The following is a 16,245-nucleotide window of genomic DNA, read 5'->3' as shown; positions in this document are numbered from 1 at the left end:
GCTGCAAAGTTCTACAATTCAGTATAACTTCCTGCATTTTAACTCACAATTAAAAGGCCATGTTATCTGTGATGAATCATGTACAGGTACAACCTCGGAGAACATTATCTCTCTTTGGTTGTGCCTTTTGTTTTTTCTATGCAATATATACAAGGGAGGAACAATACTATGCTATTAGAAGCCATTTATCATCATCCGAAACAGCAGTGGTCCTGCGCTTATGACAAGGATACCATTATTATTCGAATTCGCACCAAAAGAGATGATGTTCATAAGGTCTCCATCTTAACGGGAGATAAATACGACTGGGAGCGAACTAAAAAGTACATACCTCTTAGCAAGATGACCTCCGATTCCATGTACGACTATTACAGCTGTGAAGTACAGCCGCCTTACCGTCGCCTGCGCTACGCCTTCCTGCTGGAGGATGGGGAAGAGAGCATCTGGATGGATGAGAATAACTTTCTCGAAGAAGAGCCGGACAATCCGGACCGAATGTTTGAATTCCCTTATATTAACGGAGTTGATGTATTTACCCCGCCTGCTTGGGTTAAGGACGCCATATTTTATCAGATCTTCCCGGAACGTTTTGCCAATGGTGACAAGAGCAATGATCCAGAGAGTGTACTGCCTTGGGGTGGGAAGCCTGAGCGTGATAACTTCTTTGGTGGAGATCTTCAAGGGGTCATGGATCACCTGGATTATTTGAGCGAGCTCGGGATTACAGCCATTTATTTTACTCCGATCTTTGAAGCAACTACCAACCACAAGTATGATACCGAGGATTATATGCGGATTGATCCGCACTTTGGAGATGCTGACACATTGAAGAAGCTGGTGAAGCAGTGCCATAAGCGTGGTATCAAAGTGCTCCTTGATGCCGTGTTTAACCACTCCGGCCGTACATTCAAGCCCTTCGTCGATCTGCAGAAGAATGGTGAGCAGTCCAAATATAAGGATTGGTTCTATATTCGCAGCTTCCCGATTGAAGTGGTTGACGGCATTCCGAGCTATGAAACGTTCTCCTTTGAGCCGCTCATGCCGAAGCTGAACACCGAGAATCCTGAGGTCAAGGAGTATCTTCTCAATGTGGCGGAGTACTGGATTAAGGAGATCGGAGTCGACGGCTGGCGTCTAGATGTAGCGAATGAGGTAGATCATGAATTTTGGAGAGAATTCCGTCACACGGTCAAAAAGGTAAACCCGGATGCCTATATCCTTGGAGAAGTGTGGAATGATGCTTCCCCATGGCTGCAAGGGGATCAATTTGATGCGGCAATGAACTATCCGTTCACGAATGCGGTCGTTGACTTTTTTATCAAGGACGAAATTGACGCCTATCATTTTGCCAACTCGATCGGACGGCAGCTATCCCGCTACTCGCTTCAAGCGACAGAGGTGGCCTTCAACCTGCTGGACAGTCACGATACGCCCCGTCTGCTCACTTTGAGCAAGGGAGACAAACGCAAAATGAAGCTGGCTGCCCTCTTCCAATTCACTTATATCGGCACTCCTTGTATATACTATGGAGATGAGATCGGGATGGATGGCGATCATGACCCGGGCTGCCGCAAATGTATGGAATGGGATGAGTCCAAACAGGACCGCGAGCTGTTCACTTACTATCAGCATCTGATTGAACTGCGCAAATCACATCCTGCCCTTCGTACAGGCAGTGTTCACTTCCTGGAAGCCGAGCAGGACGGTACGAAGCTGGCCTACGCACGGACAGACGAGAATGAAACCATCGTTATATTGACCAGCACTTCCGAGGATCCAGAATCCTTCGCTGTGGAGGTGGATGGAGACTCTTACCTCGATCTCCTGTCCGGCAATGAATGGCCGGTTACAGACGGTAAGCTGCAAATGGAGCTGCCTCCATTCGGTTATGCGGTTCTGAAATCTGTATAGTTACACACAGCCGGATGTTATCCTTCCTTGTGATTTTAATTTCCCTGGGAAGCATCATCTGGCTTTTTTATGCAAATTGGGCTTAGGGTTGATTTATATATCACTATATCGTAATATTACAATATATTGATTTATAAATCGTAAATGAATCATAAATTTGAGTATTCATAACGATTCGTTTATTACCCATCACCTTGAAGTTCTTAAGAGGAGGCTGTTATCCGTGAATAATAATATCAAAATATATAACGAAATGGCCGAGTGTCTGAAGGCGCTGGCCCATCCGGTTCGGCTATGTATTGTAAGAGGACTGCTTCAGAAGGGCAGCTGTAACGTCAGCTACATGCAGGAATGTCTGGAGCTTCCTCAATCGACCGTATCCCAGCATCTGCAGAAGCTGCGGAGCCTGGGCATTGTCGAGGCTGAACGGCATGGACTCGAAGTGACTTATTCCGTAAAAGATCCCCGAGTTAAAGGGATTATTGAAGTATTTTTTCAGGAGGAAGAGAAATGAGTAAAAAGGTAATTATTGTCGGCGGCGTTGCTGGCGGCGCTTCTGCTGCTGCAAGGCTGCGGCGTCTGGATGAAACAGCACATATCATCATGTTCGAACGGGACGAGTACATCTCATTTGCCAATTGCGGACTCCCCTACTACATCGGAAATACGATTCAGGACCGCTCCAAACTGATTGTTCAAACACCGGAAGCGATGACGAAGCGTTTTAATCTCGATATTCGGACTCGAAGTGAAGTCATCTCCATTGATCCCAGCGCCAAAAAGGTAACGGTTAGAAGCTTAGAGCGTGGAATCTATGAGGAGAGCTATGATGCACTTGTGCTCTCACCAGGGGCCAGACCCATTCGTCCGGAGCTGCCAGGGATAGATCTTCCCCACATCTATTCAGTACGCAACATTCCAGATACCGATCGGATTAAGCAGCAGGTCATCTCTCCGGACACCCGCTCTGCGGTGGTTATAGGTGGAGGATATATCGGTGTGGAAATGGCTGAGAACCTAAAGCTGGCTGGACTTGAAGTGACACTCGTGCAATCTGGACCACAGATCATGAATTCCTTTGACCCGGAGATGGCAGGGGTACTGGCAAAGGAAATGGAAGAGCAAGGTGTGCAGCTCATTGTTAATGATAAGGTGCGGTCATTTAAGGAGCATGGCGCTCAAGTTGAAGCAGTACTGGAGAGTGGACAGACGCTGCATAGCGATATTGTCATTCTTGCCGTAGGCGTTGCACCGGATACAGGATTCCTGGCAGGAAGCAGCATCAAGCTGGGCGAGAGAGGACATATCCAGGTAAACGAAGCACTCGAGACTAATGTAGAAGGTGTTTACGCCGTAGGAGATGCTGTCGAGATTCATGCGGGCAACGGGAAGACGGCTATCCCTCTTGCCGGACCGGCGAATAAACAAGGCAGAATTGCGGCTGACCGCATCGCAGGTCTAAGCACCACATACAGCGTATCTCAAGGAACTTCTATTATTAAGGTGTTTGATGTGACAGGGGCCCAAACCGGACTGAGCGAGAAAACATTGAAATTAATTGGGCTGGAATATCAAGCTGTTTATATTCATCCAAATGCTCATGCTGCATATTACCCTGGCGCAACTCCCCTTACGATGAAGCTGCTCTTTGATTCTCAGGGCAAGATTCTGGGGGCTTCAGCTGTCGGGCGTACGGGTGTAGATAAACGGATCGATGATATTGCAGCTGTACTGCATTTTGGAGGGACTGTCACCGATCTGACCGAGCTGGATCTCGCTTACGCTCCGCCCTTCTCATCTGCCAAGGATCCCGTCAATATGCTCGGATATGTCGCCGAGAATGTGGTAACCGGGAAGACGTCGGTGTATGTGAGTGCAGATTTGCAGAACCGAAATCCGGAGACCACACTGCTCGTCGATGTCAGATCAGAGCTCGAGCATCAGAACGGCCACATCCCTGACTCCGTTAATATTCCGGTCGATGAGTTGAGAGCTCGATTATCTGAGCTGGATCGAAACAAAGAAATCTGGGTGTATTGCCAAGTAGGACTTCGTGGATACACATCAGCCCGTATTCTCGAGCAGCACGGATATCAGGTCCGCAACCTGACAGGAGGATACAAAACGTATATGATGGACAAGTTTGAGCCGAAAAGGCCGGTAGCCAAGGGTGTTCAGGAAAAGGAAGCATTCACCGAAACCGGACAGAGGCCTGATCCTGCAGCTAATGGAGAAGAAGCAGGATCAGGACTGGCGTTGAGCTCGGCTGTGACCGGATCTCCTCCATCCGATTCGGCTGCCGAGAAGGTAAGCCTCAAGCTAGAAGGCACCCGCATCCATGCAGATATGAAGCTCGATGCATGCGGCTTGTCCTGTCCTGGACCTCTTGTCCAAGCAAAGCAAGCGATGGATGGTATCCAATCAGGACAGATCCTGCACATTACCGCTACTGACCCTGGATTTTACGAAGATGTACAATCCTTTGCCCGTATGTCGGGTCATGAAGTGCTGTCCGTAAGTAAACAGCCGGACGGAGAAATAAGCGCACATCTGAAAAAGGATGGGGTTAAGCAACAACCTGCTGCGCTTTCACAGCAAGCCGAGCCTCAGGCCGCCCCAAGACCGGAAGGAACTACGATGGTCGTATTCAGCGGCGATCTGGATAAAGCGATCGCTTCCTTCATTATTGCAAACGGTGCTGCAGCAAGCGGCAAGAAGGTTACCCTGTTCTTCACCTTCTGGGGACTGAATATTCTTCGGAAAACCGAGCCGGTGGATGTGAAGAAGAACTTCATGGGGCGCATGTTCGGCATGATGATGCCAAGAGGAAGCCGGAAGCTTGGCCTCTCTCGTATGAACATGCTGGGTGCAGGCTCCAGGATGATTCGCGGAGTGATGAAGCGAAGCAACATCTCCTCGCTGGAAGAGCTGATGGACACCGCAGTTTCTCAGGGTGTTGAGCTTGTCGCTTGCCAAATGTCGATGGATGTCATGGGCATCAAGCAAGAAGAGCTGATCGATGGGGTGAAGATCGGCGGAGTTGGATACTATCTGGGACAAGCCGATCAATCCGGGATTAATTTATTCATCTAAATTTTAAATTAACAAGAGGAGCAGCACTCATGGTTGATACCACGAGAGCTGCTCCCTTTGCTATATCCCCGATCTGGAGTTCGGAGACGTCTTTAAATCGCTGATTTCTCCAGTCTTTTTTTATTCATATACATAATGACACCGACGAGCATAATTCCGATAGCGGTGAGCACTGCAGCCGATACGTATGCACTTGTAAATGCTCCTGTCGTTTCTTTATAGTAGGAGGCGATCCGAGGGCCCACAAATGAACCGCCGGAATAACCAACAAACACGATCGCATAATTGATACCCAGATTCTTAGGTCCGAACGACTTGCTCGTCAGTGGAGGGAACACAACTAGTAAACCCCCAAAGGAAAAACCAAGCAATATGATACAGATTGCAAAGAATGTATAATCCTTAGCTACCGTCATCAATAGAAGTGCAGCAATGGTCATGAGTAGACTTACAAGCAATGCAGCGTAGTCACCAAATTTATCGTAAATAACACCAAAGCTGAGTCTACCAACAAAGTTGGCAAGCGTGCTGATGCTGACAATGATTGCGCCTGCTGCAGCTGTTAATCCAATCTGGTCCTGAGCTATAATGGAAGCCGAGCTGACCATCATGGTACCTGCTGTACTTGCGCTGACCAGCGTTAAGAAGAGCAGATAGAACAGCGGCGATTTCAGCATCTCCTTCCAGTTATAATTCATCACCGTGCCCGTTGAAGTGCTGCCGGAGGTGGATTGATCCGGATTCCAGCCCTTAGGTCTGTAATCCGCAGGCGGAGAGACTAACAACCACCCCGTAAGGAGAATCGCAATGGTATAGAATATCCCCAGGATCTGATAAGATGAAACAACCCCCATCCGTTCGATCAACGTCGCAGAAACCGGTGACAGAATAAACGGACCAATTGCCGCACTGGACAATAATAGCCCGGAAATTTTCCCACCCTTATCCGGGAACCAACGGACTGCTGTAACAAGGGCGGAGTTGTACATCAGTCCTGCTCCTCCACCGGCAATCAAGCTAAAGGTTACATAGAACATCGGAATACTTTGGACATAACCGGTAAGAAACCAACCAAGCCCGAATAGTACACCCCCTACATACATTAACACTCTCGCCCCATATTTATCGGTTATTCTTCCCGCATAAATAGCAATCAAAGCAAAAATCAAGGTGTACAAGGAATAAGCCAAGTTGTAATCTGATGTGGCCCATCCATGAGCTTTGGTCATCGGATCCGAAAACACACTGTAGATGGCTACAGAGGATACACAGAAAATAATAATCCAAGCTGCTGCAAAAACAGCCCATCGGTTAAACTGTTTGGGTTGAGATGACATGCATAACATCCCCTTTCTCTTTTTTCAACTCATTTTTTGAAAGCGTTTACTCAAAGAGGCGTCACAACTTATAGAAGCAACTATTACAATAAGAAATCCCCTGTAGGGTCATTGGTCATGACTTCTTGATTCATTAAATTGTCTCTATATACACATCATAAAATTGACGGAATTGTGACATCGCTCTTTCTTCCACTATCTTATAAGAATATAATAACAATGTATAATACATATTTATTAATAAAATCATTCCATCGAGGTTATCAATTATAGAAAGCAGGTTACAACAATATGGAACTTCAGCAGCTTCGCTACTTTCAAGTTACCGCCCGCTGTGAACACATGACGAAGGCAGCTCAGGAACTCAATGTTTCTCAGCCTGCACTAAGCAAAACCATTGCCCGCCTTGAAGAAGGACTCGGAGCACCACTCTTCCATCGGGAAGGCAGACAAATCAGACTCAATAATTTCGGGAGTTCGTTTCTTGTACGAGTCGATCGTATCTTTCAAGAGATTGAAGAAGGTCAGCGCCAAATTCGCGATATGTCCGGTCTCGATAATGGCATCATATCGGTTGGCACTTCGTTGCCGCATATTTTGCCCTTTCTGCTGACTGATTTCTTGAAGCTCCACCCCAAGGTCGAAATCAAGCAATATCAAATTCATTCAAAAGATATGAGGGGCCCGCTTGAACAAGGCAGTATGGACATATGCATTTCCTCCAGCCCTATATTTGGAGGTCATATCGAATGGATGCCACTGCTTGAAGAGGAGATTTTCCTCTCCGTTCCGAGCAACCACCCCTTTGCAGATCGCGACAGCATTTCTCTCGAGGAAGTCAAGGATGAGATTTTTATTAATCGTTTTATTGGATATGAATTTCGGGATCTATGTGATCACTTCTGCAGTCAGGCTGGATTTACAGCGAACACTTCAATTGAACTGGAGGAGGCAGGGGCGATCCTGCGATTGGTAGAGCTCGGTGCAGGTATCTCTTTTACGCCTCAATTATCTCTACTGAACAAGTGGGGTCCTAATACGGTCCAGCTTCGGATCAGTAACCCGAACTGTAAGCGTACCATCGGTATTGCCTGGAACAAGGAACATTATCTTACCAAAGCGGCCGTGGAATTTCGGCAGTTTACGGTTGATTTTTTTCGCAACATCGTCTCTACGTATTACCATCAAACCTAGAATTACTCGAAATCTTTTTTATAACTTTAAGGTTATAGAATTATGTCTAAATATGTATTAGATATTATATAAGAGAAGTCTATAATTAAACCTGTAAGAGTTAGTTACATTCATCCACTTTACAGGGGGTAATTATAATGAGATTACAAAATAAAGTCGCAATCATTACCGGATCAGCCTCCGGTATGGGTAAAGCGGAAGCGCTTGCATTTGCTAGAGAAGGCGCTAAAGTCATCGTAGCCGATATGAACCTCGAAGGTGCAGAGCAAGTCGCAGCGCAAATTAAAGAGAACGGCGGCCAAGCCGCAGCTGTCAAAGTGAACGTCACTGTGCTGGAAGATCTCTCGAATATGGTTGAATATACGAAGAATACCTTCGGTCAGATTGACATCGTTGTTAACAACGCCGGGATCTTTGACAAGTATACGAACAGTCTGGAAACGACTGAAGAACAATGGGACTTAATGTTCGATATTAATCTCAAAGCCATCTTCCGTATTTCCAATCTAGTACTGCCTCATATGATCGAGCGTAAACAAGGAACCATCGTGAATATTGCTTCTATTGCTGGACTCGTTGCCCAGATGGGAGGCGCAGCCTATACTGCATCCAAGCATGGAGTGATTGGTTATACGAAGCACCTCGCGGCAGTGTATGGCAGGTACAATATTAAGATCAATGCGATTTGCCCGGGTACAATCTCTACTCCAATGACAGAAGAGATGCTCAAGACTCGCCCTACCGACAAGATTCCATTGGATCGCTTCGGTCAAGCCCAAGAAGTTGCTGATCTAGCTGTATTCCTCGCTTCTGATGAGGCCAAATTCATGAACGGTGCTATGGTACCGATTGACGGCGGATACACTATCGTTTAACTCTTCTTGGTGAACTGAATTCTATTTGTGATAGACAAGCCGGCTCCGCTATATGGAGCCGGCTTTTTTTACATGCATGCCACAGCCCTAACTTACACATAACTAATATGAATTCAGGCAAGATCCACATATCTATAATTTATGATATAATGAAAATGCTATTCTTTTTATGCCCTATCTCGAAAGATTAACGATACAAACTAACCACAAGGAGGCTTACTACACATCAATGACTACTGAATCTACAACTCATAAGAAATTAGAGGAGATTCCCTTCTCCATTCTGGATCTGGCCACAGTAACAGAAGGCTCCAACATCGGCAATGCGCTGAAGAACTCCCTTGAGCTGGCTCAGCATGCAGACGAGCTTGGCTATAACCGCTTCTGGCTGGCCGAGCATCATAACATGCCGGGGATTGCAAGCTCAGCAACTTCTGTCGTTATCGGTCATATTGCAGGCGGGACGAAGCGTATTCGCGTCGGCTCTGGCGGTATTATGTTGCCAAACCATGCCCCTCTCGTTATTGCAGAGCAGTTTGGTACACTCGAATCTCTGTATCCTGGACGCATCGATCTGGGTCTCGGACGTGCTCCGGGTTCTGACCAGCTGACATCTCGCGCGCTTCGCCGCGGACCAGGAAGTGACGGTCAGGATTTCCCGCAGCGCCTAGAGGAGCTGCAGCATTATTTCAAACCGACGTCGACCTCATCAATGCAGGTGCATGCATATCCAGGACGTGGACTCGACATCCCGATCTGGCTGCTCGGATCAAGCGGCTTCAGCGCCGAGCTTGCAGCTCGCAAAGGTCTGCCGTTTTCTTTTGCCAGCCATTTCGCTCCAGACTATCTGCTGCCTGCACTGGATTACTACTATAACAACTTCCAGCCTTCCGAAGTGCTGGAGGAGCCTTATGCCATGGTCGCTCTAAACGCTTTTGTGGCAGAGACAGATGCAGAAGCCCATAAGCTTGCAACTTCACATCAGAAGCAATTCCTCAATATGATCCGTGGACGCTTCGGTCTGATGCAGCCTCCGGTTGACGAGCTGGACTGGAATATGCAGGAGAAAGCCATTGTGAAAGGGCAGCTCCGCTATTCTGTCATGGGAGATAAGGACAGTGTCCGTGATCAATTGAATCAAATGCTGAAGCAAACCGGCGCTAACGAGTTCATTGTAACCAGCCCGATCTATGATCATCAGGCAAGATTACATTCGATTAAGCTGCTCAGTGAAATATTTAACCAAGCTTAATAACGCGAATATAAAAAGCCAAGACGAGCAGGGACCTCATTTGAAAACCTATACAATCGTCTTGGCTTTTTTTGGTGTTGTTACATAAGGGATAACCCACTATGGAGCTCAATAAATTCCGTGGCTAAGACACGTTCCATATTTTCGGACTCTTGAATCCACTACACCATGCTCCAACATCCACTACATTTCTGCTTCATCTGCCGCTTTCTTAGGCTTGGTTTTTTCCTTCTTCGTATCTGCCAGCTGTTTCGTCAGCTTCTTACCCGTTGGCGTCTGCGCGAGTCCGCCCTGGGCCGTCTCCCGATGACGGCTCGGCATTGCGCTTCCCACCTCAAGCATGACGTCGATGACTTCGTCAGAAGGAATCGCGCTCCGTACCCCTGCCAGCGCCATATCTGCAGCTGCAAGCGCCGTAACTGCCCCTAATCCGTTCCTTACAATACACGGAATCTCAACCAGCCCTGCCACCGGATCGCAGATCAATCCGAGTGTATTTTTCAGAGCTAAGCCGACCGCATGTACAACCTGTTCCGGTGTTCCGCCGCGAAGCTCAACCATCGCCCCGGCTGCCATCCCGATCGCTGATCCGACTTCTGCCTGACATCCGCCCTCGGCACCCGAGATGAAGGAATTGTTGGCAATGACATAACCTATGGCCCCAGCAGAGAATAAGCCATTCACCATATGCTCATCTTCCCAGCCAAAACGCTCCTGCGCACTTACGAAAACACCGGGAATGATGCCTGCCGAACCCGCCGTAGGCGTTGCCACAATTCTTCCCATGGAAGCATTCACTTCCGACACACCAAGCGCATAGGCCATAGCAAGTGTAGAGGCGTCACCCGAGCAGCTCTGATTGTTCTGCAAATAATGGCGGACCCGCTGGCCGTCTCCACCCGTCAGTCCACTGCGCGAGGTTGTATCCTCGTTCATCCCTTTATGCACAGCCTGCTTCATGACCTGATAGTAATCCGACATCTGCCTCACAACCTCAGCCTCTGGTGTTCCGGTCTCCTTCACCTGTTCTTCAACCATCAGCTCAGCCAGCGTCTTGCCTTCTGCCGTACAAATTGCATTCAAATCCTTCAAGTGCTTAAACCGCATCGGTATCGTCCCCCTTCTTCAAATCAATGACCTTAATATCATAAATATGAGGCAGAGACTTCAGTCTGTTAAGCACATCCGAAGCCGGTATCGTATCTGTCTCCATTGCTGTCAGCGCTTCTCCATCCCGGCCCTTACGATCGACCTGCATGAAGCCAATATTAACACCGGACTCACTTATCGCAGATGTTACTGAAGCGATGACCCCGGCTTTATCCGAGTGCCTCAGCACCACCGCAGGAAAATCACCTGTCAGCTGTACCCGAAAATCATCCAATAAAGAGACGGTAACGTTCCCTCCACCAATCGAAGCTCCCACCATCGTACAAGCCCGATCTCCTGCAGACAGCTCAAACTTGACGGTATTCGGATGTGCCGCCGGAAGACCGCTCGTGACAAACTCATATTCCATTCCCAGCTGCTCAGCCCACTCTTCTGCATTCGGTATCCGCTCATCATCGGTAGCCATATTCATCAGTCCACTGATCAGCGCCAGATCTGTTCCATGTCCTGTATAAGTGTCGGCAAAAGAGCCGTATAATATCATCTTCGCTTTCTCCGGTCTCGTTCCAAGCCACTGCCGGGCAATACGCCCAAGTCTAACAGCCCCTGCAGTATGGGAGCTGGACGGTCCCGTCATTGCCGGCCCGATAATTGAGAATACATCCTTGAACCTTGTCATCATAACTCCCCATTTCTCATTGTTTTAGGTTCTAGCTTATTGTGTGCAGAATTATCCGTTCTTCCACGCAAAAAAGGACAGAGTAAGGGTGTACATCCCCTCTCTCTGTCCTGGTACCTGAAAGTTTCGTCAGAAGTGGCCGGCGTACAGCAATCGCCCTCACTCTCACTTACCCCTTTGGCGGCGCATCGGCTCTCTCCAGAGTTGCGTCGAATCAAGGTTCTTCTACCTGAGAGATTCTGCTGTATAAGCCGGGTGCTTATCAGCTTGCTCCTTCGGTGTCCCGTGGTTTCCCCACGCGATCTCTCCCATTGATCTTCATCCGCAGTCCTATTCTTTTGTATTTATTCAAAGCTTCAAATTCACTATAAACAGATTAATCGATAAGCCGACCTCATGTCAACAAAAGTAACGATGACACCTTGTATAAAACTGGTTTGTGTTATATTTTCTAACGCATTGATATTTAAATTCTGATGGATTCACTATTGCTTCTATAATATATTATGCATAATCTTTTATATTTGCTTATACTTCTACCCCTGTTAATGCCATTGCATACGTTGATGTTAGTCTGTCCTACAATCTAATCTGTGACTTGTCTTCATCGAAATAGCCGCCTCTCGAACGCTGAAGACTAATTAACCAGAGCAACAACGATAGAAGGACTAGCACGATCGATACTGTAAAATAGACGTAACGCAGCGACACGAGCTCGGCAATAACACCAAACGTTATAATAGCAGCTATCTGAAGCAGACTAACCATCAGGCCGAATATGCTTGTTACCCTGCCCATCATGGCTGCAGGAACATTATTTTGATAAAAGGTCGCCAGACCCGTATTGGAGAAAGACGAGAAAAAGCCCAGTAGGATGAAACCAGCTGCAGCCCATACGAATGAATTCGAGATGGAGAAGATCAGATACCCTGCAGATACAAGCAGCATTCCCCCTCCCAGCATATGTTTGACTGGAATCCATTTTGCTAATATCGAATTCAGAAATGCTCCGGCGACACTTCCTGCTCCTGTCAGACTGACAATCAATCCGTATTCCAGCTCAGACATCTTAAGGGTACTGCGAATAAATACAACCTCCTGTGAGTCCAGCGCCATACCTAGCAGTAAAATAAAATGAAACAGACTGTAGACAAATATGACATATGCGTTAGATCTACTGAACTTCATTACACCGCTCCAATCAGCTGCTATCATGCGATAAGTTATCCTCTGTCCTGCCGCTTCTCCCTCTTGCACCTCTATAGGTAGCTTGGGGAGCAGCGATAACAAGAAGGCTGATATCAAGAAGGATGCTGCGTTAATATAGATCGCAATATCAGGCTTCATATATATGAGCAGCACCCCGGCAATGGCCGGACCCACCAGAAAAGCCCCCGAGGTCGTTAAACCCTGAAAAGCATTAAACTGCTTGCGTTCTGCTGCTGGTACAAGTCTAACGATATAGGTCATCGAAGCCGGTTGAAAAATAGAAGAGGCCATACTGTTAATCATCAGGCAGGCATAAATCATCCACAGCTCGGGCAGCAGCGGGAGAGCAGCTACAAATACAGTCCGGATCAAATCAGTAATGATCATAATCTGCCGCTGATTGTATCGATCCACCAAGCTTCCAGCCCAGAATTTCGTCAGTAGTGAGGCTGCTGGTGCAATGATCCATAATCCTGCAACGGCTGCAGGAGAACCCGTCATATTCAGAATCAACACGTTAATCGCAATGAGATAGACAAAATCTCCAATCCTGGAGATCCCGATACTTCCAAGCAGCAAGCCTTTTCGACGCCAATTGGCGAATGATTGCTCCATAAATAGTCCCTTTCAGGTTAGCATTGGATTGAAGAAGCTTATTTATACTTTTTCTATATTTATCCATTCAAACCCTCTCTCTAATAACCTGACTCAACGGACTACTATGCAAAAAGAGCACAGCCTCGGCTCGTTAAGCCGTAAGTATGCTGTGCTCTTCTGACTATTATGAATGCTCGATGATTTTGGATCAGCCGAAACGTCCCATAATATATTCTTGAGTCGATTGGTTCTCCGGATTGGAGAAGATTTTCTCGGTTACATCGCGCTCCATGAGATTGCCCAGGAAGAGGTACGCTGTAAAATCGGAAATCCGTGCTGCCTGCTGCATGTTATGAGTAACAATAACGATACGCAGATCTTTTTTGAGCTCTGTAATCAGCTCTTCAATCTTTCCTGTGGATACCGGGTCTAGTGCAGATGCCGGCTCATCCAGCAGCAATATTTGCGGCTCGACCGACAGTGCGCGAGCGATGCATAGACGCTGCTGTTGTCCACCCGACAGAGCCAAGGCAGAATCGTTAAGCCGATCCTTGACCTCGTCCCACAGAGCGGCGCGACGCAGGCTTTTTTCCACAATTTCGTCCAGATCCTTCTTCTTCTTCATACCACGGTATTTCGGACCAAATGCAATATTGTTATAGATCGATTTGTGGAACGGGTTTGGCTTCTGCCACACCATTCCGATGTTCTGTCGAAGCTTGATAACATCTGTGCCTGGCGCATTCAAGTCTTTGCCGTCCATCCAGATATGACCTGTTACGCGAGCCCCGGCGATCTCATCATTCATTCGGTTCAAAGATCTCAGGAACGTGGATTTACCACATCCAGAAGGACCGATCAAGGCAGTTACCGTATTCTTCGGGAACTCCATACTGATTCCCTTCACTGCTTCTTTCTCCCCGTAAAAAACACTCAGATCCTCTGTGCTAAAAGGTTGTTGTGGCATTATTCAAAGTACCTCCCTATATACAAAAAGCCGATTCTACTAGTTCATACGCTTAGCTGCTGTCATTTTACGATATACAACGCGTCCAAGCCAGCGCGCAAGCAGGTTAAAGATGAGAACGAGGATAACGAGCACAGCTGAAGCTCCTGCCGCAATCTCAACCGCATCAGGCGCAAGCTGCTCACTATTTACTTTCCAGATATGCACGGCAAGTGTTTCTGCCGGACGCATCGGATTCAGCGGTGATCTTTCGCTGAACGGATTCCAGTCCGTAAAGTCAAGCGGCGGACTACTCATACCGGCTGTATACATCAGGGCTGCCGCTTCACCGAAGATCCGTCCTGCAGCAAGAATCGTACCTGTAATCATGCTAGGCAGCGCAACAGGAAGCAGAATGGAAGTAATGATCTTCCACTTGGACAAGCCGAGTGCAAGGCCCGCCTCCTTCTGTGCCGTCGGAACAGAACGGAAGGCCTGCTCTGTTGTACGCACCATCAGCGGCAGATTAAATACCGCGAGCGCGAGCGCACCGGACAAGAGCGAGAAGCCAAACCCGAAGGTGTTAACAAGTAATAACAAACCGAACAAACCGATAACGATGGAAGGGAAAGAAGACAGTACTTCAACAACCAATCGAATAAAGTTTGTAATTTTGCCGGGTTTCGCATATTCCGCCATATAAATACCGGCTCCCCAGCCGAGCGGAATGGTGATGATCAGGGTCAAGACAAGCAGGAACACGGAGTTAAAGAGCTGCGGCCCAATACCGCCTCCTCCGCGAAGGTTTTGCGGCCGGCTGGTAAGGAAGTCCCAGCTGATATGGCTGACGCCGCGGAATATAATATAACCGATCAAACCCACCAAGATCGCAATAATAAATACAGCGAAAGCGATGATGATGCCAGTAGCTAATTTATCGGCTGTTTTTGGTTTCATCATACCCGGTTTCTCCTTTCAAGCAAACGCACCAGCAGGACGAACAAGAAGGTCATAATCAGCAGGACAAGCGCCATACTCCACAACGCATTGTTGTGCACTGAACCCATTGCCGTGTTACCCATGCTAAGCGTAATTACACTCGTTAATGTTGATGCTGACTCCAGTAATGAAGTTGGAACAAATGGAGCGTTACCGATGACCATCTGTACCGCCAGCGCTTCACCAAACGCACGTGCCATACCCAGCACGACACCCGTCAGGAGCGCAGGAAGCATCGTCGGAATAACAACACGGGCAATGGTTTGCCAGCGAGTAGCTCCGAGTGCATAAGAGGATTCACGGAGCCCTCCAGGAAGAGACGTAATCGCATCTGCCATAATACTTGTAATGGTAGGAAGAATCATGACGGATAAGACTAGGCATCCTGCAAGAATACCAACCCCTGTACCTCCGAAGATCGAACGCAGTAACGGAACGATAACACTCAGACCAACAAAACCATAAACAACTGAAGGAATACCGGACAGAAGCTCAATGGCCGGCTGTAGAATTCGCTTACCCTTACCAGGTACAATCTCGGTCATAAACAGTGCGGCGCAGAGCGCCAAGGGACTTGCAATTAGTGCTGCCAGAATTGTAACAGCGAAGGAGCCGACAATGAATGGCAGAGCCCCGTAAGAAGCCGGATCAGATGTCGGACTCCATGTTGCTGATGTGAAAAACTCTTTGACGCTTACGCCGTCAACAAAGAAGGTAGCAAGCCCTTTGGAGGCTACAAAATAAACAATTGATACTATGACGACGATAAGGAAAACTACACAGATGGAAGTATATATTTTACCGATCCAATCCTCGTAGAAATGCTTCTCCCGCTTGGGACGAGACTGTTCGCCGGATTCAAGCGCCGGCTCCCTCTTCGTTAGGCTCATCTAAACCATCCTTTTGAATCATTTTAGTATAATTTGTATATCATCTCGTTAACCGAACGAAAGAGGTCGGGCAAATTTGCCCGCCTCTTCTCATTAGGTCATGTATGAAATCATTACTTAGAATCTAGATTTCATACCGCTTAATTCGTATTC

General features: G+C 47.5%; 13 protein-coding genes and 1 riboswitch. Of the genes, 6 read left to right on the top strand and 7 right to left on the bottom strand.

Annotated features, from left to right (window positions below; all coding sequences use genetic code 11):
* The first annotated feature begins 168 nt into the window (after nucleotides 1-168).
* The 3 genes from PUW25_RS01910 to PUW25_RS01900 all read left to right on the top strand — a co-directional run bounded on the left by PUW25_RS01910 (nucleotide 169) and on the right by PUW25_RS01900 (nucleotide 5,004).
* Nucleotides 169-1,911 carry an alpha-glycosidase gene (locus PUW25_RS01910; RefSeq protein WP_047911404.1) on the top strand — a complete coding sequence of 581 codons (1,743 nt, stop codon included), beginning with the start codon at nucleotides 169-171 and terminating at the stop codon, nucleotides 1,909-1,911.
* Nucleotides 1,912-2,134: 223 nt separating this feature from the next.
* A complete protein-coding gene (locus PUW25_RS01905; RefSeq protein WP_047911403.1) occupies nucleotides 2,135-2,425 on the top strand; it encodes an ArsR/SmtB family transcription factor in 291 nt (96 codons plus the stop codon).
* The gene (locus PUW25_RS01900) at nucleotides 2,422-5,004 is read left to right on the top strand and encodes a DsrE/DsrF/DrsH-like family protein (protein ID WP_047911402.1); all 2,583 of its coding nucleotides are present in this window, start codon (nucleotides 2,422-2,424) and stop codon (nucleotides 5,002-5,004) included. The genes PUW25_RS01905 and PUW25_RS01900 overlap by 4 nt, the downstream gene beginning before the upstream one ends.
* Nucleotides 5,005-5,096: 92 nt before the next feature.
* Here PUW25_RS01900 and PUW25_RS01895 read toward each other — a convergent pair whose 3' ends face one another.
* The gene (locus PUW25_RS01895; RefSeq protein WP_047911401.1) at nucleotides 5,097-6,341 is read right to left on the bottom strand and encodes an L-lactate MFS transporter; all 1,245 of its coding nucleotides are present in this window, start codon (nucleotides 6,339-6,341) and stop codon (nucleotides 5,097-5,099) included.
* A 291-nt stretch (nucleotides 6,342-6,632) separates the two neighbouring features.
* On the opposite strand from PUW25_RS01895, the gene PUW25_RS01890 reads away from it, so the two are divergent.
* The 3 genes from PUW25_RS01890 to PUW25_RS01880 all read left to right on the top strand — a co-directional run bounded on the left by PUW25_RS01890 (nucleotide 6,633) and on the right by PUW25_RS01880 (nucleotide 9,662).
* Nucleotides 6,633-7,535, top strand: coding sequence for a LysR family transcriptional regulator (locus tag PUW25_RS01890; RefSeq protein WP_047911400.1), 903 nt, complete (start codon nucleotides 6,633-6,635; stop codon nucleotides 7,533-7,535).
* Nucleotides 7,536-7,672: 137 nt separating this feature from the next.
* Nucleotides 7,673-8,410: an SDR family NAD(P)-dependent oxidoreductase gene (locus PUW25_RS01885; RefSeq protein WP_047911399.1), complete on the top strand. Its 738-nt coding sequence runs from the start codon at nucleotides 7,673-7,675 to the stop codon at nucleotides 8,408-8,410.
* Between the two features lie 229 nt (nucleotides 8,411-8,639).
* The gene (locus tag PUW25_RS01880) at nucleotides 8,640-9,662 is read left to right on the top strand and encodes an LLM class flavin-dependent oxidoreductase (RefSeq protein WP_047911398.1); all 1,023 of its coding nucleotides are present in this window, start codon (nucleotides 8,640-8,642) and stop codon (nucleotides 9,660-9,662) included.
* A 183-nt stretch (nucleotides 9,663-9,845) separates the two neighbouring features.
* On the opposite strand, the gene sdaAA is transcribed toward PUW25_RS01880, so the two are convergent.
* The 6 genes from sdaAA to pstC all read right to left on the bottom strand — a co-directional run bounded on the left by sdaAA (nucleotide 9,846) and on the right by pstC (nucleotide 16,092).
* Nucleotides 9,846-10,769 carry an L-serine ammonia-lyase, iron-sulfur-dependent, subunit alpha gene (sdaAA, locus tag PUW25_RS01875; protein WP_047911397.1) on the bottom strand — a complete coding sequence of 308 codons (924 nt, stop codon included), beginning with the start codon at nucleotides 10,767-10,769 and terminating at the stop codon, nucleotides 9,846-9,848.
* Nucleotides 10,759-11,454: an L-serine ammonia-lyase, iron-sulfur-dependent subunit beta gene (gene sdaAB / locus PUW25_RS01870; RefSeq protein WP_238546335.1), complete on the bottom strand. Its 696-nt coding sequence runs from the start codon at nucleotides 11,452-11,454 to the stop codon at nucleotides 10,759-10,761. Before sdaAB ends, sdaAA begins: the two co-directional genes overlap by 11 nt.
* 205 nt (nucleotides 11,455-11,659) lie before the next feature.
* Nucleotides 11,660-11,772, bottom strand: a riboswitch (glycine riboswitch).
* A 258-nt stretch (nucleotides 11,773-12,030) separates the two neighbouring features.
* Entirely contained in the window at nucleotides 12,031-13,275 is a 1,245-nt protein-coding gene (locus PUW25_RS01865) for an MFS transporter (protein ID WP_047911395.1), read from the bottom strand.
* A gap of 190 nt (nucleotides 13,276-13,465) precedes the next feature.
* A complete protein-coding gene (pstB, locus tag PUW25_RS01860; RefSeq protein ID WP_274337942.1) occupies nucleotides 13,466-14,224 on the bottom strand; it encodes a phosphate ABC transporter ATP-binding protein PstB in 759 nt (252 codons plus the stop codon).
* 39 nt (nucleotides 14,225-14,263) lie between these two features.
* Nucleotides 14,264-15,160 (bottom strand): phosphate ABC transporter permease PstA, encoded by an 897-nt coding sequence (pstA, locus tag PUW25_RS01855; RefSeq protein ID WP_047911641.1) that lies wholly within the window; start codon nucleotides 15,158-15,160, stop codon nucleotides 14,264-14,266.
* On the bottom strand, nucleotides 15,160-16,092 hold the full coding sequence (gene pstC, locus PUW25_RS01850) for a phosphate ABC transporter permease subunit PstC (protein ID WP_047911393.1): 933 nt from the start codon (nucleotides 16,090-16,092) through the stop codon (nucleotides 15,160-15,162). The genes pstA and pstC overlap by 1 nt, the downstream gene beginning before the upstream one ends.
* Nucleotides 16,093-16,245: the final 153 nt, after the last annotated feature.

This window comes from Paenibacillus urinalis, assembly GCF_028747985.1.
GTDB classification, from domain to species: domain Bacteria; phylum Bacillota; class Bacilli; order Paenibacillales; family Paenibacillaceae; genus Paenibacillus; species Paenibacillus urinalis.
This window is presented reverse-complemented; position numbering and strand designations above follow the sequence as displayed.